At 39.5% G+C, this 18086-nt stretch carries 16 protein-coding genes; 1 reads left to right on the top strand and 15 read right to left on the bottom strand.

The genetic code is table 11. From position 1 onward, the window contains the following. From BMX26_RS08475 to trhA, 3 genes are all read right to left on the bottom strand, one after another. A partial coding sequence (locus tag BMX26_RS08475) for a MerR family DNA-binding transcriptional regulator (RefSeq protein ID WP_143454894.1) occupies positions 1 to 342 on the bottom strand: 342 nt, incomplete at its 3' end. Positions 343 to 482: 140 nt separating this feature from the next. Beyond that, positions 483 to 818, bottom strand: a complete 336-nt coding sequence (locus BMX26_RS08470; RefSeq protein WP_075530995.1) for an ArsR/SmtB family transcription factor — start codon at positions 816 to 818, stop codon at positions 483 to 485. Positions 819 to 991: 173 nt separating this feature from the next. Beyond that, positions 992 to 1621, bottom strand: coding sequence for a PAQR family membrane homeostasis protein TrhA (gene trhA, locus BMX26_RS08465; RefSeq protein ID WP_075530994.1), 630 nt, complete (start codon positions 1619 to 1621; stop codon positions 992 to 994). Positions 1622 to 1785: 164 nt separating this feature from the next. Between trhA and BMX26_RS08460 the strand changes: the two genes are divergently transcribed. Beyond that, positions 1786 to 2316, top strand: coding sequence for a DUF1836 domain-containing protein (locus BMX26_RS08460; protein ID WP_075530993.1), 531 nt, complete (start codon positions 1786 to 1788; stop codon positions 2314 to 2316). An 84-nt stretch (positions 2317 to 2400) separates the two neighbouring features. On the opposite strand, the gene BMX26_RS08455 is transcribed toward BMX26_RS08460, so the two are convergent. The 12 genes from BMX26_RS08455 to cdaA form a co-directional block, all read right to left on the bottom strand. Continuing rightward, positions 2401 to 3267, bottom strand: coding sequence for a class II fructose-bisphosphate aldolase (locus BMX26_RS08455; protein ID WP_075530992.1), 867 nt, complete (start codon positions 3265 to 3267; stop codon positions 2401 to 2403). Between the two features lie 121 nt (positions 3268 to 3388). Continuing rightward, positions 3389 to 5227, bottom strand: a complete 1839-nt coding sequence (locus BMX26_RS08450; RefSeq protein WP_225355241.1) for an alpha-amylase family glycosyl hydrolase — start codon at positions 5225 to 5227, stop codon at positions 3389 to 3391. Next, positions 5187 to 7628, bottom strand: coding sequence for a glycogen/starch/alpha-glucan phosphorylase (locus BMX26_RS08445; protein ID WP_075530990.1), 2442 nt, complete (start codon positions 7626 to 7628; stop codon positions 5187 to 5189). Before BMX26_RS08445 ends, BMX26_RS08450 begins: the two co-directional genes overlap by 41 nt. A gap of 24 nt (positions 7629 to 7652) precedes the next feature. After that, complete coding sequence (glgA, locus tag BMX26_RS08440; RefSeq protein ID WP_075530989.1) at positions 7653 to 9086, bottom strand: glycogen synthase GlgA; 1434 nt, start codon at positions 9084 to 9086, stop codon at positions 7653 to 7655. Further along, complete coding sequence (glgD, locus tag BMX26_RS08435) at positions 9083 to 10237, bottom strand: glucose-1-phosphate adenylyltransferase subunit GlgD (protein ID WP_075530988.1); 1155 nt, start codon at positions 10235 to 10237, stop codon at positions 9083 to 9085. Before glgD ends, glgA begins: the two co-directional genes overlap by 4 nt. Continuing rightward, positions 10227 to 11369, bottom strand: coding sequence for a glucose-1-phosphate adenylyltransferase (locus tag BMX26_RS08430; RefSeq protein WP_075530987.1), 1143 nt, complete (start codon positions 11367 to 11369; stop codon positions 10227 to 10229). Before BMX26_RS08430 ends, glgD begins: the two co-directional genes overlap by 11 nt. A gap of 39 nt (positions 11370 to 11408) precedes the next feature. Then, positions 11409 to 13370 (bottom strand): 1,4-alpha-glucan branching protein GlgB, encoded by a 1962-nt coding sequence (glgB, locus tag BMX26_RS08425; RefSeq protein WP_075530986.1) that lies wholly within the window; start codon positions 13368 to 13370, stop codon positions 11409 to 11411. A 457-nt stretch (positions 13371 to 13827) separates the two neighbouring features. Further along, positions 13828 to 14136, bottom strand: coding sequence for a hypothetical protein (locus BMX26_RS08420; protein ID WP_075530985.1), 309 nt, complete (start codon positions 14134 to 14136; stop codon positions 13828 to 13830). Positions 14137 to 14143: 7 nt separating this feature from the next. Continuing rightward, positions 14144 to 14401 (bottom strand): hypothetical protein, encoded by a 258-nt coding sequence (locus BMX26_RS08415; protein ID WP_075530984.1) that lies wholly within the window; start codon positions 14399 to 14401, stop codon positions 14144 to 14146. Positions 14402 to 14681: 280 nt separating this feature from the next. Continuing rightward, positions 14682 to 16028 carry a phosphoglucosamine mutase gene (gene glmM / locus BMX26_RS08410; protein ID WP_075530983.1) on the bottom strand — a complete coding sequence of 449 codons (1347 nt, stop codon included), beginning with the start codon at positions 16026 to 16028 and terminating at the stop codon, positions 14682 to 14684. Positions 16029 to 16060: 32 nt separating this feature from the next. Continuing rightward, positions 16061 to 17185, bottom strand: coding sequence for a YbbR-like domain-containing protein (locus BMX26_RS08405; RefSeq protein WP_225355240.1), 1125 nt, complete (start codon positions 17183 to 17185; stop codon positions 16061 to 16063). Continuing rightward, complete coding sequence (gene cdaA / locus BMX26_RS08400) at positions 17182 to 18024, bottom strand: diadenylate cyclase CdaA (RefSeq protein ID WP_075530982.1); 843 nt, start codon at positions 18022 to 18024, stop codon at positions 17182 to 17184. Before cdaA ends, BMX26_RS08405 begins: the two co-directional genes overlap by 4 nt. Between the last annotated feature and the right edge of the window lie 62 nt (positions 18025 to 18086).

Below are 18086 nucleotides of genomic sequence, written 5' to 3'. Positions count from 1 at the left end.
CAGTTCGTTCCAATTTTTTCGGTTATAGTTAAGTCCACTGCCAATATCACTGATTACATCATCTAAAATAACGCCCTTAGCATTAACGTATTGTCTAATAAAGTTAATTTGATTTTTTAAATCATCTTTTTGACTAGTATTTGATACCCTAGCGTAAGCTACGTTCAGACGTTTATTTTGCAATGATTGGCCAGTATATTCCAGGTACTGTTCTTCTGTATAGTATCTTCGATTAGTGGGTGTTCGATAAGCTTTTAGAATTCCCTTTTTATCCCATATCTGTAAGGTTCTAACCGTAACGCCTAATCGTTCAGCCATTTCTTTTGGTTTCATCATCGTCATAATAATAACCACCTACATTTTTTCTTTCTGTGGTTATATTATAATGTATAATTCTATTTTATTCTATATTTTCTTTAACGGTTAATCACCTCCTTAAAAAATAAAAGAAGACCTGAAGCCTTCTTTTATTTTAATGCTAATCATTCACTAATACTAGTTCTTAAAGCGTGAATTACCGTTTCGAGTTCTAAGAGTGGTTCATCAAGTGAAACATAGTATACGCTTTGCAAGCCATTCTTCTTAAAGTTAACAAGTCCTGCTTCACGTAAAATCTTTAAATGGTGCGATACGGCAGGCTGGGTAATTGACATACGCTCAGTAATTTCGGTTACCGTAAGACCATCTTTGAGATTCTGGCATAAGAGCACGATAATTCTTTGACGGTTGCGGTCGGCCAATGCATTGATAACCTCAAATTCATTGGTGAAATTATCCAAGGCAACGCTTTGATCTGGTGTTAATTGAACTGTTGGCATAAAAACCACTCCTTTCAAAAGGCACTCCCCTTATCTCTTTGTCTACCTATAGCATAGCATTAAAATAAAAGAATAGCAAACGTTTACAACGCTTATATACCAACAATTCCCAAAAATATCATTCATTTCAAATTTATTTTATAAATACTATCATCTGTCAAATAAATCTTCGTTTATAAATACCAGTAAACGGATAAAAACATCAAACCTGAACCTAAAATAACTAAAATATGCCACCAAACATGCGCATATTTCACACCTTTAATACTATAAATCAGCGCTCCCAAAGTATAAACCACCCCACCCAAAAATAAAAACAGCACCCCGACTAAGCCTAGAGTCTGATACATTTCTTTGAGCCCTAAAACACACATCCACCCCATAAAAACATAAGTCACTGTCTCAACAGCCTGCTTACGGTTAGCAGCTAAAATATGATAACCAATCCCAAATAAAGCCAGCAGCCATACTACAACCAGCAGTCCATAACCAAACCAACCCTTAATCGCTAAGACACAATAGGGGGTATAAGTCCCGGCAATCATTAAATAGATGCTGGTATGATCAAAAATCTGAAAGACCCGCTTAGCTGGGGTAAAATAAAAACAGTGAAACAAGGTTGAAAAAAGATACAAGCTCAGCATCGCTAACCCATACACTAAAAGGGCCATGAAGGTAGCTGTATCATGCGCCCGCACCCCTTTTAAAATGAGCAGCACAAAAGCCCAAATACCAAGTCCCAACCCCAAGCCATGCGTAATAGCACTCCACACTTCGTTAATAATCTGTTCTTTTTTATTCATCTTCCCAGCTCCCTAATTATGCTATCTTTATTTTACGCTATTATAAACTTAGGTTCAATACAATCTAGATTAGAATTTCAGGTATCATCTTGGATTATTTTTTTAAACTAGAGTATGCTATAATACGGTTATATATTCTATACTATTTGAAAGGTTTTTTAATAATGGAAGAAAATTTTGATTTAAAACTTTGGCTTTCCAATCTTGATGACCACCATTTGCCCTTGTGGAATGAATTTCCGGAATTCGATTTGTACATGGAGCAATTGGTTGGATTAGGCAATGCCTACCTCGCTAACTTCAGCGATAACCGGTTAACAGCTTCCATGATTAACAGCTACGTCAAAAAAGGCTTGATTTCACGCCCTATCAAGAAAAAATACCGTTCCGAACATATCGCTGAACTGATTGTTGTCAGTCTTTTAAAAACCATCTATCCTTTAGATACCATTAAAAGCTGCATTAAAACAGTCATTAAACACTCTCCTACCGTCAAAGATGCCTATAATAACTTTGCCAACTTGTTTAACGAGTCGCTGCAGATGCTCTATCATAACTGCGATACCATTCAACTGACTCAACCCCAAGACAACACCGCCTATATCAATGCAGCTGAAAAATTGGCTGTTCGTGCTGTTATTTATAAATTTGTCGGGCAAAAAATCATTAGTCAAACAATTACCGCCCAAGCTTAAGCAGGCGGTTTTTTTGTACAAAAGGTTTTTTTATACAAAAAAAGAGGTTGAATAAATTCAACCTCTAAAGACACTAATCAGAAATTAGTCGATAGATGGTGTACCCATCCAGCCGATGATTTCTTCAACTGTGTCTGTAATAGCTTGTGTACCAGGTGCAAGGAGCTTACGTGGGTCGTAACCTTTACCTTCTTGGTCCTTACCAGCTTCGATGTATTCACGAGTTGCCTTAGCAAATGCAAGTTGGCATTCTGTGTTGATGTTCAACTTGGAAACACCAAGCTTGATTGCTTTTTCAACTTGGTCTTGAGGAATACCAGAACCACCGTGCAAAACAAGTGGCATTTCTGGAAGTGCTTCAGCAATTTCCTTAAGACGGTCGAAGTTCAAACCTGTCCAGTTTGCTGGGTATGGGCCGTGGATATTGCCAATACCACATGCTAAGTAGTCAACGCCCAAAGCAGCCATCTTCTTAGCATCTTCAACGGATGCAAGTTCGCCGGCACCTGTGATACCGTCTTCAGTACCACCGATTGAACCAACTTCAGCTTCAACAGAAATGCCATGAGCATGTGCTAACTTAACGATTTCTGCTGTCTTAGCCAAGTTTTCTTCAAGTGGAAGGTCATGGCCGTCGAACATAACAGATGAATAACCTGCTTCGATACATTCTTTGGCAGCTTCAAAGTTACCATGGTCAAGGTGCATAACAACTGGAACAGTGATGTTCATTGCTTCCATTTCGTTAGCAACTAAGTCTTTAACAAGCTTGTAGCCGCCCATGTACTTAGCAGCACCCATAGAAACTTGAATCAAAACTGGGACGTTCTTTTCTTGAGCGCCTTTAAGAATGGCACGTGTCCATTCCAAGTTGTTTGTGTTGAAAGCACCAACAGCATAGTGGCCTTTGCGGGCTTCACCAAAAATTGCGTTACCGTTTACGAATGACATAAAACAGCCTCCTAAAAATTTTACAGTAAATTACTCTCCTGAGTACGTCTTTATTTTAACACAAAATTATTTTCTAACCTATACTTTTTGCTAATTTTACCCGTTTTTACCTTAATTGATCTTAAATAACAAGTTCAATGAGCTGACTTTGCCAAGGATCAAATGACTTTCCCGCTAATTTTTGCGCTAATTTAGGTGCTAAATTGGGGATATCATGTATCTTTTGCAGCTGTTCTGGCAAATAAATGCTCCTTATGCCGCTGGCATTGAGCACATAAACCACGGCTTCATGCGCTAAAAAACGGCCAATAACTAAGAAATGGTCGTCTGCCATAAGCAGCAAATCACCGCTTTGCAAGCTTTTATGCGTTTTTCTGTATTGAATCAGCTGCTTTATAGTCCCAAAAAGCGCCTTATTTTCGTGGCCCCATGGATAAAAGCGGCGATTGTCCGGATCTTCACGACCATCTAAACCAGCTTCATCACCATAATAAATGGTTGGTACCCCCGGCAGCATAAATAAACAAGCAAATACCTGGCTAATTTTCAAAAAATCGCCCTTTAGCGCCGTCCAAATCCGGACGGTATCGTGTGTGCCTACATTATTGAGCGCATTGAAATAAAAATTCAGCGGATAATTTTCCCTTAAAGTCATCAAAGCTTCGGCCGTCTCAAGCGGTGTTTGGCTTTGTTCAAATAAGGATATTAAAGCATTCCGGAGCGGATAGTTCATCACCCCGTCAAGATTGAACCCTGAAGTATAGCGCCGGCGCTTGTGATAGTCAATCTTATTGGATGCATCTTCCCACACTTCACCAATTAAGATTTTTTCAGGGAATTGCTTTAACTTTTGCCTGATACCTTCAATAAACTCATCCGGCAATTCATCAGCGACATCCAGCCGCCAACCGTCAACCCCTAAACGCGTCCAATAAGCAATCACACTATCAGCATTCTTATAAATAAAGTCTTGAAAGGTTGGATCATTTTTATTGACCGTTGGCAGGTCTGAAACACCCCACCAGGCATCATATTCAGTCGGATATTTTTTAAAAGTAAACCACGGATAATAAGGACTGTGAGGATCATTATAAGCTCCTTGCTTATCCCCATATAGTTGACTCGCATTAAAATAGCGGCTGTCTTTACCTACATGGCTGAAAACACCGTCTAAAATAATCTTCATGCCATTTTGATGCAATTTTGCCACTAGATCTTCAAAATCTTTTTGATTGCCCAGCATCGGATCAATCTTAAAGTAATCATTAGTATCGTAGCGGTGGTTGCTGCTGGCTTCAAAAATCGGATTCAAGTAGATAATCGTTACGCCTAAATCCTTTAAATAGGGGATTTTTTGGATAATCCCCTGCAGATTGCCCCCGTAAAAATCCCACCGGGCAATCGAGCCATCAGCGTTTTTAACATACATCGGTAAATCTTGTGTGGTCCCGTAGATAAAACTATTGGGCTTTCTTTGATTCAAATGTCCATCCTGATTACCGTTAAAAAAACGGTCGGGAAAGATTTGGTAACAAATCCCTGCTTGATACCAAGCCGGTTTGCTTACTTCTTGTTCATAAACCGTCAGCTGATAAGCACCCGTTTTAGCCTGGTCTTCATTTGTGACCAGCTGGCTTATGCCGCCGTGTTGTTTGCAGCAGCAATAAAAATTTTCGCTATTATTTTCGACCACCGTCGTTTTAAAATAATAAAAATAAACGCCGGCCTTAGACGGAATAAAAGCTGCACTATAGCTGCCATCGTGATTATCTAACAACGGATATTCCTTCAAAAAATAATCTTGAAAAACAACTAATTTCGGGTCTTTAAGCCATAAATTAACCGCGTCAATCGTAAAAGTCACTTCACTATTAACTTTCACCGCGCCAAAGGGTTTCTTATACTCAGGCTTCCAAGCATCATAATGGATAGCGGGCATCTTCAGCACTGACCTTTCCATTTTCAGACACAGTTGGCGTTACCTGCCAAATGTCCTCAGCATAATTTCTGATGGTGTCATCGGATGAAAAATAACCGGCATTCGCAATATTGATTAAACACTTCTTATTCCATTGCGTTTGATTGCGGTACAATTGATCAACTTCATTTTGAGCTCTGAGATAATCTTCAAAATCACGCAAAACAAAGTATTCGTCATTAGCACGCACTAAAGAATCAAAAATTTCTCGTCCTTCAGCTTGAATATGGGGAATACTTCCATCAACTAAAGCATCCAAAACGCGGTGAATTGCCGGATCATTTTGGTAGTAATCGGCCGAATGATAGCCATGATTTTGCTCATAGTCCAAAACTTCTTCTTTTTGCAGTCCAAAAATAAAGATATTGTCTTCCCCGACACGGTCCTTGATTTCAATATTAGCACCATCCAGTGTAGCCACTGTTAAAGCACCATTAAGCATCAATTTCATATTTGAAGTCCCAGAAGCTTCTTTGGTGGCCGTTGAAATCTGTTCACTCACATCAGCAGCAGGGATAATTTTTTCAGCTAAAGATACTCTGTAATCTTCAACAAAAACAACTTTCAGCTTATCATTCAAGCTGTCATCATGATTAATCAAATCAGCGACTTCATTAATACACTTGATAATCGACTTAGCATAATGGTAGCTCGGTGCTGCTTTAGCGCCAAAAATAAAGACTCTTGGATAAATATCTAAAGCCGGATTCTGCTTTAAATTGAGGTAAAGCTGGATAATCCGCAATAAATTAAGCAATTGCCGCTTGTAAGCATGCAACCTTTTAACTTGAACATCAAAAATCGCTTTAGGTGAAATTTCCAAGCCCATCGTCGCTTTAACATATTTGGCAAAACGGACTTTATTTTGATACTTCACTTGACCAATTGCATCCACTAAGCGTTTATCTGAAACATGGCTGGCCAATTTATGCAATTCCTTAGCATCATAATGCCATTTGGTGCCAATCACCCTGTCAATGGTCTTAGTCAAAGACGGGTTAGCAATTTCCAGCCAGCGGCGCACCGTAATCCCGTTAGTCTTATTATTGAAACGTTCAGGGTAAAGCGTATAAAAGTCCTTTAAGACATCTTGTTTCAACAATTCAGTGTGCAGTTTGGCCACACCATTGACACTATGTGAGCCGATAATAGCTAAATTAGCCATGTAAATCATATTGTCTTTAACCGGTCGTGTTGACGCCAGCAGCTGGCTTTGGCCTTTAGCCTCTAACTCTAAAGCATAGCGGCGATCAATTTCTTGAATAATCTGTACCAGGCGCGGCTGTACTTTTTCCAACATATAAAGCGGCCATTTTTCCAAAGCTTCTGCCATAATCGTGTGGTTGGTATAACTCATCACCTGCACCGTCTGTTTCCAGGCATCTTCCCAGCTTAATTTTTCATCATCCAGCAAAATCCGCATTAATTCAGCCACACACATAGCTGGATGAGTATCATTGATATGAACCGAAACATACTGGGACAAATCCAGCAGTGAGAGATGAACTTGCTTATAGTGGCGAATAATGCTCTGCATACCGGCTGACACAAAGAAATATTCTTGATTCAAGCGGAAAAATTTCCCTGCTTCATTTGAATCATCCGGATACAAAACCGACGTCAAATCTTCAACCCTGCGCCGCGATTCAATGGTTGGAAAATTAATTTCTTCTTCAGCCGGAATCTGGGCATCCCATAAGCGCATAGTATTAACATGCCGATTCTTATAGCCGACAATGCCCGTATCATATGGAACGGCTAAAATAACCTTGTCATTTTCATAGACCGGCTCTAAAGTACCATCAGCACCTTCTTTTAAATAAACCTGGCCACCAAAATGCACCTTGACTGCCTTACTTGGCCGGGCCACTTCCCAAACATTATTTTGATCCAGCCAAGCATTAGCCAATTCAACTTGATAGCCGTCAACAAACTTTTGCTTAAACAGGCCATATTTATACCGGATACCATTGCCATTAACCGGCAATGCCAAAGACGCGCTAGAATCCATAAAGGCACTAGCCAAGCGACCTAAACCACCGTTCCCCAAAGCCATATCAGGTTCAACCTGGGCAATTTCATCAAGATCAAGCCCTAATTCTTGGAAGGCTTTTTTGACCAGGGTATACCAGCCCATGTTAAGCAGATTACTCTTTAATAATTGTCCAGGTAAAAATTCAATTGAAAAGTAATACACTTGCTTTTTTTGATCTTGGTCAAAACTATTTTTACTTTTGCGCCAAATATCAAAATAACCGCTCTTGACCACCGCCGCTAAAGTTCGATATAGCTCTTCTTTCGTCGCATCTTTAACATCCAAAGCATATTCATCGGTTAAACGCCGCTTGAATTCCTTGATAAACTGTTCTGTCGTAATTTTCATTAATTTTCCTCCCTTAATGATAAACTAACGTAAAATACTCTGATACAAATCAAGGTAATGTCCACTGGCAATATTCCAGCTAAAATCAGATGTCATCGCAATTTTAACCATTTTGTGCCAAACATCCGGTTTATGTGTGTAAACATCCATTGCCCTTTTAATTGCTTCCATCATCCAAAATGAATTAAACTCTTCAAAACCAAACCCTGTGCCGATTTCTTCTAGCGGATTATAAATCCAAACGGAATCATTTAAACCACCGACTTGATGCACAATCGGCAACGTCCCATACCGCATGGCAATCATTTGTGACAAACCGCACGGCTCAAAAGCAGACGGCATCAAGAACATGTCGCAGCCCGCGTAAATCTGCTGGGCCAAATTAACATCAAAATCAATCATGACACCGCATTTATCGGGATATTTACCGGCAAAATAGCGGAAATCATGTTCAAAATTATGATACCCTGTCCCTAACACTACTACCTGCACATTAAACTGCAATAAATTTTCCATCTCGCTGACAACCAGTTGGAAGCCTTTTTGATATGTCAAGCGGCTGACAATCCCGATTAAAGGCACCTTAGGATCAACTTTTAAGCCGAATTTCTTTTGCAAAGCAGCCTTATCTTTGCGTTTTCCCTGCAGATTTTTGCTGGAATAATGTTTAGCCAAAGCTGGATCTGTTTGCGGATCATTGATAGTATAATCAATCCCGTTTAAAATACCGGATAATTTAAAATTGCACATCCGCAAAATTTCATCTAAGTGACAGCCATACGCTGGCGTTTGGATTTCAGCAGCATATGAAGGACTAACCGTGTTAACCTTGTCGGCATAAAAGATACCGGCTTTCATAAAGTTAACCGCATCACCCATTTTAATAGTGCCATCATCATAGCGTTTTGTACTCATCCCGAATAACTCTGGCAACACTTCGCGACCATATTGGCCTTGAAATTCCAAATTATGAATGGTCAAAACCGTTGCAATGTGGTCAAAGGCTTTGATCCAGCCGTATTTTTCCTTGAGCAGGAAAGGAATAAAAGCTGTATGATAGTCGTTGCAGTGTAAGATATCAGGAATATAACTGATTCTTTGCATTAATTCAATGACAGCCTGCTGGAAAAAAGCGAAGCGTTCGCCATCGTCGTAATAGCCATAAAGGTTAGGCCGGTCAAAATAATATTTGTTATCAAGGAAATAATACTTAACCCCGCCCATTTTCAGGACTTTGACACCGCAATACTGGTTGCGCCAGCCGACGCAGACATAAAAGTTAAACATATCAGTTAATTTTTCCTGATATTTGACCGGCATCGTCGTATAAAAAGGCAAAACTTCAATGACCTCATGTCCCTTTTTAGCTAAAGCCTGCGGCAGAGCAAAAACAACATCGCCTAAGCCTCCCGTTTTAAAAAAAGGCGCACATTCCGCTGCTGTAAATAAAATTTTCACTTTAATTCACCTCCAATCAAATCACTTGTGACATGGGTTCCTTTGGCAACAATATACGGGTGATTTGGCGTACCAATAACTTTGATGCCTGCATCAACTGTTACATCCTTATCTAAGATAGCATGCCTAATAACGGCTCCTTTTTTTATCACCCCATTTGACATCACAAGAGCATGGTCAACCTTAGCTCCTTGATCAACCAACGTCATCCGGGAAATCAAACTATCCTGAACGGATCCGTTAATGACACAACCTGTGGCTAAATGGCTGGATTTAACCTGAGCTTCCTCCGAGAAATACGTCGCAACTTCATTTTTCGTTCTGGTGATAATCTTTTGACTGGAAAATAGCAGCGATGCAAATTTTTCCGGATCAAGCATGTCCATATTTGCGTCGTAGTAACTTTTAATGTCATAAATATTGCTCAAATAGCCGGTATATTCATACGCATAAGTTTCAACGACGCCTAATTGACTTAATAAGAAATCTTCAATACTTGCCGGCGCCCCATTTTCTTCACCGCGTTCTAAAGCCTCAATCAGCCAAGATGTTTTAGCCATAAAGATATTCAAGTTAAGGTTATATAAATCATTATTCAAGGCTGTATTGCCGAATTTAGCGGTATTTAAAACGCGATTTTCATTATCTAGCGTTAATACATTATCATTTTTGGCAATTTTTGTTTGCGGTACCCGTTTAAAGACTGTCGTTAAGGTTGCGTTTTGGGCCTGGTGGCTTCTTAAGACTGCTTTTAAATCAATGTTGCACAACATCTTATTGCCGATAAAAACGGTATAATCAGACATCGATTTTTTCAAAAAATCAATAACATCACAATAATAAGGCTTTCCATTAAGCTTTTTTTGCACAATATCACCAAAGAAGCTCAAATATTGGTAACTGCCAACACTATCTAAGCCCCATTCCCGGCCACCGCCTAAATGGTCCAGCAAAGATTTAACCTTGCCTTCATTCAAAATGACATATACTCTGCGGATATTGGCATTAACCACATTAGACAAGGCAAAATCCATCAACCGGTACTTACAGTCAAAATATAAAGCAGATAACGGCCGGTTTTCCGTTAACGGCAATAAATCATTATATTCATGCTCATTGCCCATAATGGCACACATTTTGTTAGTCTTCATCCAAAGTTACCCCCATTACTTCACCGTTTCCAACTACAGCAATCTCTGCTGTGCCATCAATCACTGCACCATCGCCGATAATGGCATTTTCACCAATAATGGCGCGCTTAATGATTACATCTTTGCCAATCGTAGCACCTGGCATAATGATGGAATCAAAAATCTTTGCCCCTTCTTTAACCTGCACATTAGCCGATAAAATACTGTGTTCAACTTGTCCTGAAACAAAGCAGCCGTCAACAATCATGGCATTTTTCACTTGGGCTTTTGCGGTGATAAATTGCGGCGGCGCAATCGGATTTTTAGAATAAATGCGCCAATTTTGATCATGCAAATCAAGCTGACTTTCCCGGTCCAAAAATTCCATATTAGCCCGCCACAAAGAATCAATCGTCCCGACATCTTTCCAATAGCCGGCATAGTTGTAGGCAAAGACATTGTCGCCGCTTTGGATGTAAAAAGGAATGACATTTTTCCCAAAGTCATTCATCTCCACATCTTTTTTAAAGCTATTGACTAAAACATTGCGCAGCCGCGGCCATGTAAAGATATAAATCCCCATGGACGCATGATTGCTCTTAGGATGAGCCGGTTTTTCTTCAAATTCGATAATCCGGTTATTCTCATCGGTATTCATAATCCCAAAACGGCTGGCTTCTTTAGGATCGACATCAATGACTGCTACCGTCAAATCAGCCTGATTTTGCTTGTGCTGTTCGAGCATATCTTCATAATCCATCTTATAAATGTGGTCACCAGACAAAACCAGCAAATATTCCGGATTGATGCGGTCAATATAATCAATATTTTGATAAATAGCATGGGCTGTGCCTTCAAACCACTTGCTGCCTTCATTGTTGGAGTAAGGTTGCAAAATAGTGACCCCAGAATTAATCCAATCCAACCCCCAGCTGGCACCATTGCCGATATGGTCATTTAAAACAATCGGCTGATATTGGGTAATAACACCAATATTTTTAATCCCCGAATTGACACAATTACTCAAGGTAAAATCAATAATTCGATAACGTCCTCCGAATGGAACAGCAGGTTTAGCAATATTTTGGGTTAATTTTCCCAAGCGGGTTCCCTTTCCTCCCGCCAAAATCATGGCTAACATTTCATTTTTCATTTTCCCAGGTGAAATTCACCTGACACCCTCTTTCTGTTTTTATTGCTTTGCTTGCATTACTTTACCAGCTTTTTTTAATTTTTTATGTTCTAAGGTCAGATGGTTTTTGTATCTTAAATTGACCTTAGTCGGTTTAATAATCAAAGTTCCAAAAGCAGGCACGGTTAATTCAAGACGCTGGTCATAATTTTTATACACACCTGTTTTAGTCGTCAGTGGTGCAATATTTTTAGTCCAGGTCCCACCAAAGGCTTGCATTTCGGTATTCAAAATCACTTGGTATTGGCCAGGATAAGGTACACCAATGGCGAAATCTTTTTGTTCGATTGAACTCAGATTCAGCACCACAATTAAAAAATCCCGCTTCTTTTTGCCGTGCCTGATAAAACTCAAAATCGTTTGAGCATAATTATTAGCATCAATGACTTCTAAACCATCTTCTTGCTGATCTTTTTCCCAAAGCGCCCTTTCATTTAGATATAAAGCATTTAATTGAGCCGTAAAATACTGCATTTTGTGATTCAATTCATCAGCCAAATCTTCCCAAGGAAGGCCTTCATAATACCGCCATTCCAAGTATTGCCCCCACTCGCTCCCCATAAAAAGCAATTTTTTGCCCGGATGGGTCATTTGATAAGCATAAAGGGTACGCAATTGGGCGAATTGGCGGTAGCGGTCTCCCCACATCTTATTCATTAAACTTTTCTTGCCATGCACGACTTCATCGTGTGATAAAGGCAAAATGAAGTTTTCTGACATCCGATACATCCACGAAAAAGTCAGCATATCTAAATGATCCCCTCTAAAGAGCGGATCCATTTGGAAGAAATTAAGGGCATCATTCATCCAGCCCATGTTCCACTTATAATCAAAACCTAAAGCATTTTCTTCCAACATTCCCGTTACTTTTGTCCCTGCAGAGCTTTCTTCAGCTAGCATAATCACCTTGGGATAAGCTAATTTAAGGGTCTTATTGAATTTACGCAAAAAATGCCAGCCTTCGAGATTTTGGACGCCGCCATACTTATTGGGCTGATAAGGCTTCCCACCATAATCGAGATAAATCATGTTGGAGACAGCATCAATTCTCAACCCGTCTAAATGGAAGGTTTCAATCCAGTAAAAGGCGCTGGAAAGCAGGAAAGATTGCACTTCAGGCTTACCTAAATCAAAGTTCAAAGCCCCCCATTCCGGATTCGAAGCTCGGTCATGATCAGCATATTCATAAGTAGCTGTCCCGTCGAAATATGCTAAGGCATCATCATTAATGCAAAAATGTCCCGGTACCCAATCAACGATGACCCCAATATTTGCCTGATGGCAGGCATCAACAAATCGTTGGAACTGTTCTATGGTGCCATAGCTGGAACAAAAAGCAAAATAACCGATTAATTGGTAACCCCATGAAGCATCTAAGGGATGTTCCATCAGCGGCATAAATTCGACATAGTTATAATGCATCTTTTTGAGATATGGAATAAGTTCTTTGGTTAAATCATCAAAATTTTCCATGCTGCCGTCAGCGTGACGTTTCCAAGATCCGGCATGGACTTCATAGATATTCATAGGACGTTCAAAATAATTTGACCGCTTTTGTCGTCCGCGCCATAGTCCATCATGCCATTTATAAGCCGGTACTTCTGTAATAACAGCTGCATCACCTGGACGATCTTCAAATCTAAGGGCATAGGGGTCAATTTTATACACAACGCGTCCCGTACTTTGCTGAATTTTATATTTATAAAGCTGGCCTAATTTAGCCTCAGGACTAAAAACGGTCCAAATATCGTGTTCATCCAGCTGCATTGGCAAAGTATCCTGCCAATCGTTAAAATCACCTACTAACCACACTTTTTGCGCATGCGGAGCCCACAATCTAAAAAGATAGCCCTCATGTCCATTTCTGATTTCTTTATGAACACCAAAAAACTTAAACGCATGGCCATTTTCACCCGCACTAAAGCTTTGATAGGCTTTTAAAAGCTCAGTGCCTGCTAACATAAAATCATCCCCTTTGTTAATTCAAATGCCAAAAAGAAACTAACTAATATCTAAATCATAACATATTTACATAAAGTAAATTTACTTCTTTTCTAATTTTCAATTTTTATTCATAATTGCGGTTACAATCGCGCAGTCACGCTGATTGTGTCGCTTTTTTTGCGACATTTTCGCTGTTTTGTCTTAAAATAAGATTAACCTTTGATTAACAAGGAATATATATACATTTTTCAGGTAATATAAGTCCCAAAACAAATTATTTATCCCATAAATCAGATAATCAGCATTTTTATACAACCGATTGCAAGCTAGACCATTTTTGCTAAAAGTCTAAACATTACCATTAAATCAGCTATAAAAAAATAAACCATTAAAAAAAGCCGGCTTATATATCCAGCCGGCTTTCTAATGGTTATTTAACCGAAATAATGCTATCAATAGCTTACATTATAATGTCTTAAGCAATATGATTTTCGCGTAAAATTTTTTGGACAACTTTTTCCATCTCTGGTGTCCGCTGCCACCGTTCAAAATGGTCAAAATCTTCTTTGGGCATGACAAAATTTTCGTTAATATATTTTTCGTAAGCAATCACATTTTTAGAACGCGGAATATTAAGCTGCAAAATGCGGACACTTTGAATATACCCCCGCACTGCGGCCAATTCAGCCCGCCCATTTTGAGCAATATCGGAGACTTCATAATATTTTTCACCATCATTTAAGGTGATTTCTTCAATTAAATTAAGTGTTTCGTTACTTTTCATTTTACCCTCACTCATTAATCTTTTTTTGGCGCCGGTAGACGGCTAAACCATATGAAATAACTCTAAACAGCAAATAACATGATGCACTGTAAATAAAAAAATAAAGCAGCATCAGCAACGGCACTAACAAACCCAAGCCCCCATTAACCAAGGCTAAACAAAATTTAAATGTGCTTGGCTGAAACAACATAACGCCAATGATTTTCAAAAATAAGATGATAACTCCCAAAATCAAACTGACTTTCATCTGTTTGCGATTAATCATTAAATCATTCCCTCAATATTTATACCTTTATTATAACCAATATTAGCCATAAAAAAGCATTATTTTTAGCCATTAGATAAAAATATTCTGATTTTTGTTGACAACGGTTACAGAAAGCGCTATTATAATGCATGTAAGGTATTAATAAATTTACCTTCTAATCAATTCTCTTTCTCTCTTATGCCAACCACTGTAGCCTTGCGACGTTACAGTGGTTTTGTTTTACAGTGGTTTTGTTTTTTTATCTACAAAAAAAGGGTGCCACTTCGGCACCACTTTTTTAAACCCCCATTTCTTTTTGGACAACGTCAGCAATTTCCATGACGTAATCATGAACTAATTCTTTGGTGGAGGCTTCTGCCATCACTCTAAGCAAATCTTCTGTACCGGAAGGACGTACCAAAACACGGCCTTCATCCCCCATCTTTGCTTCAACTTTAGCAATGACCTCTTTGATTGCTGCATTATCTAAAGCAGCCTTTTTATCAGTTACTCTTACGTTAACTAATTCTTGAGGATAAGTAACTACTTCAGCGGCCAATTCAGATAATTTCTTGCCTGTTTGCTTCAAAACATTTAATAATTGCAAAGCTGTCAACATCCCATCACCAGTCGTATTAAAGTCTAAAAAGACCACGTGTCCTGATTGTTCGCCGCCAACATTGTAGCCGTCTTTGCGCATTTCTTCAACCACATAGCGGTCACCAACCTGCGTCTTGACGGAAGTCAAATTAGCCTTAGCCATAGCCTTGTACAAACCGATGTTACTCATAACAGTTGTCACAATAGTATCTTTTTTAAGGCGGCCGCGTTCACTCATATATTTGCCACAAATATACATGATTTTATCGCCATCGACAATGTTGCCTAATTCATCTACGGCAATGCAGCGGTCGCCGTCACCGTCAAAAGCAACCCCTACTTGTGCTTGTTGTTCTACCACAAACTTAGCCAAGGCTTCAGGGTGGGTTGAGCCAACACCCTTGTTGATATTTAACCCATCTGGATTCGTAGCCATTGTTGCAAAATCAGCGTCTAAATCAGCGAATAAACGCGATACCAAGGCACTAGTAGAACCATTGGCACCGTCAACAGCAATTTTAAGGCCTTCCAAATCATCAGGAATGGTTTGTTCCAAGAATTGCAAATACTTCAAAGCCCCTTCACGGTAGCTGCTTACTGTACCTAACCCTTCAGCAGATGGACGTGGTAAATCATCGGTATTCTTTTCTAATAAGGCTTCAATTTCTTCTTCTTTTTCATCAGACAACTTATAGCCGTCTCCGCCGAAGAACTTGATACCGTTATCTTGGACAGGATTGTGCGAAGCTGAAATCATAATCCCAGCATCAGCATCTTGCAAACGAACTAAGTAAGCTACCCCTGGGGTAGTCATAACACCTAAAGTAAAAACTTCAATGCCGACGGATAACAAACCGGCAATCAAAGCATGTTCCAACATTTGCCCTGAAATACGGGTATCACGAGCCACCAAAACACGGGCCTGACGACCTTGGGCATGTTGTGTTAACACATAACCGCCACATCGGCCCAATTTAAATGCCAATTCAGGGGTCAATGATTTATTGGCAATTCCTCTAACACCATCTGTACCAAAATATTTCATTACAAAAAATCCTCATTTCTTTTGAATTTAAACTACTCTTCACTACTGCTGGATGAACTTGATGACGAAGAACTTGAACTAGACGATTCTCCTTGACTACTGCTTGATGCCTGACTGGAACTGCTCTGTGAACTTGGCAGCTGCTCAGAACTTTCGGCTTGGCTTTGACTCGTAACCCTGATGGTAACCGTCACGGTTGTCGGTGAAACAGAAGTAATTCCATTTTGCGTCGGAGCGAGTTTAATCGTCTTAGTTGTTGTTTCGCTAATACCTACAACCGGAACCTTGACTTGATAGCTGTCGATAGCCTGCAAAGCCTGCTTAGTCCCATGCAAAGTGACATAATTAGTACTTGATGAAAAACTATATGTCTTTCCCGTCACGCTGCTGGCAGCTTTAAAGGTTAACGGAACCGTCTTAGTCGATACAGCCCGCTTAATTGGAATCGTAACATTGGTTGTTTCAGGGCTGATTTCAACACCTGAAATCGTCTTACCCTTCTTATCAAGTGCCTGTAAAATAACATTTCTAGTATAATCCGAAGTACTACCATTTGGCAAATTAATATCAGCTACAATCGCCCAAATTTTATTAACAGCCTTCTTGCCGCCTGTGACGGTCACAGTCGAATTGCTTAATTCAGGATCACCCGAAGCATAGCCTTCAGCTAGCTGATTCCCGTCAAATCTGACTTGGACAGGGAACTTAGCTGTTTTCTTGCGTTCAATTTTAATGGTTGCTGAAGCAGGTTCGACTGACGCACTCAAAGCTTTATTTAAGCCTGATACTTTAAATGTTACCTTGTGGCTGCCCACACCTAAGCTGGATAAGTCGGCATATACTTCAAAGTTTTGGGTATTTTTGGCTGCTGTTACCAAAGCGCTAGCCCCGGTTAATTTGACCGTGACTTTTTTAGGATAGCCACTGACGTAGTATTTATCATCATCGAAATTAAGCGCCAGCGTCCGTGTTACGGTAGCTGTTTTAGCTGTCGCCAAACTCGCAGGCGCATTTTCCTGGCTATTTGAAAGTCTGGTCGAACCCAATCTTTGATAATTGACATAGAAGAATAAAAGCAAAGCAAACAAAAGTGATACTAATTGATATAATAATTTATCGCTATTATGCTTTAAAAAATTACGCACCCGTTCTCTCAATGCTTCCGTCCCCCTTTGAAAAGCAAGCCGATTGCTTTTTCAATTAAGCTTGCCTTAGTCGTTTCTTTTGGCACTAATTCATTACGCAAGAGTTTCAAATAATCTTGCTGGTCTAAGTCACGAATTAATTCGTTATTCTTGGTAATCGTCACACCGCCGGTTTCTTCAGAGACAACAATGGTTAAAGCATCTGTCACTTCGCTAATTCCAACTGCGGCCCGATGTCTGGTGCCTAATTCTTTGGGAATTAAATTGCTCTCTGATAAAGGCAAGTAAGCAGCTGCAACTTCAATCCGGTTATCTTTGATAATCACTGCGCCATCATGCAAAGGTGTGTTGGGAATAAAGATATTAATCAAAAGCGCTCCGGTAACTTCAGCGTCCAATTTAATGCCAGTTTCGATATAATCTTCAAGACCGGTATTCATTTGAATCGTCATTAAAGCTCCAATCCGCCTTTTAGACATATATTGAATCGCCTGATCCAAAGCTTCGACTAATTTTTCTTCTTTTCGATCCTTATCTTTGCTATATCCGGCAAATAACGAACCGCGGCCTAAATGCTCCAATCCACGTCTGATTTCAGGCTGAAAAATTACAATAATTGCAATAATCCCCCAATTGATGACCTGGTCCATAATCCAAGACAAAGTGCTTAATCCAACATACCAGCTGACTAATTTAATGATAATAATCACAATTACACCTTTAAATAACTGGACAGCTTTGGTACCTTTCAGGAGCATGATTAAAATATAAATTACATACCAGACCACTAAAACATCTAGTACATTAACCAAATGCTGGATGGTAAAAATACCACTCAAAAAGCTCGCCATCTTCAAGCCCCCTTTACTTAAATTTACTTTTACATTATAGCACGTCCAAAAATAAAATTTTT

Origin of the sequence: Ligilactobacillus sp. WC1T17, assembly GCA_900110005.1 — a bacterium.
Taxonomy (GTDB): domain Bacteria; phylum Bacillota; class Bacilli; order Lactobacillales; family Lactobacillaceae; genus Ligilactobacillus; species Ligilactobacillus ruminis_A.
Note: the sequence above shows the minus strand (reverse complement) of the source record. Positions and strands in the feature narration are given on the sequence as shown.

Excerpts from the sequence above, each read along its gene's own strand:
- BMX26_RS08470 (WP_075530995.1), bottom strand. The coding sequence starts at position 818 with ATGCCAACAGTTCAATTAACACCAGATCAAAGCGTTGCCTTGGATAAT.
- trhA (WP_075530994.1), bottom strand. The coding sequence starts at position 1,621 with ATGAATAAAAAAGAACAGATTATTAACGAAGTGTGGAGTGCTATTACG.
- BMX26_RS08460 (WP_075530993.1), top strand. The coding sequence starts at position 1,786 with ATGGAAGAAAATTTTGATTTAAAACTTTGGCTTTCCAATCTTGATGAC.
- BMX26_RS08455 (WP_075530992.1), bottom strand. The coding sequence starts at position 3,267 with ATGTCATTCGTAAACGGTAACGCAATTTTTGGTGAAGCCCGCAAAGGC.
- BMX26_RS08450 (WP_225355241.1), bottom strand. The coding sequence starts at position 5,227 with ATGGAAAGGTCAGTGCTGAAGATGCCCGCTATCCATTATGATGCTTGG.
- BMX26_RS08445 (WP_075530990.1), bottom strand. The coding sequence starts at position 7,628 with ATGAAAATTACGACAGAACAGTTTATCAAGGAATTCAAGCGGCGTTTA.
- glgD (WP_075530988.1), bottom strand. The coding sequence starts at position 10,237 with ATGAAGACTAACAAAATGTGTGCCATTATGGGCAATGAGCATGAATAT.
- BMX26_RS08430 (WP_075530987.1), bottom strand. The coding sequence starts at position 11,369 with ATGAAAAATGAAATGTTAGCCATGATTTTGGCGGGAGGAAAGGGAACC.
- glgB (WP_075530986.1), bottom strand. The coding sequence starts at position 13,370 with ATGTTAGCAGGCACTGAGCTTTTAAAAGCCTATCAAAGCTTTAGTGCG.
- BMX26_RS08420 (WP_075530985.1), bottom strand. The coding sequence starts at position 14,136 with ATGAAAAGTAACGAAACACTTAATTTAATTGAAGAAATCACCTTAAAT.
- BMX26_RS08415 (WP_075530984.1), bottom strand. The coding sequence starts at position 14,401 with ATGATTAATCGCAAACAGATGAAAGTCAGTTTGATTTTGGGAGTTATC.
- glmM (WP_075530983.1), bottom strand. The coding sequence starts at position 16,028 with ATGAAATATTTTGGTACAGATGGTGTTAGAGGAATTGCCAATAAATCA.
- cdaA (WP_075530982.1), bottom strand. The coding sequence starts at position 18,024 with ATGGCGAGCTTTTTGAGTGGTATTTTTACCATCCAGCATTTGGTTAAT.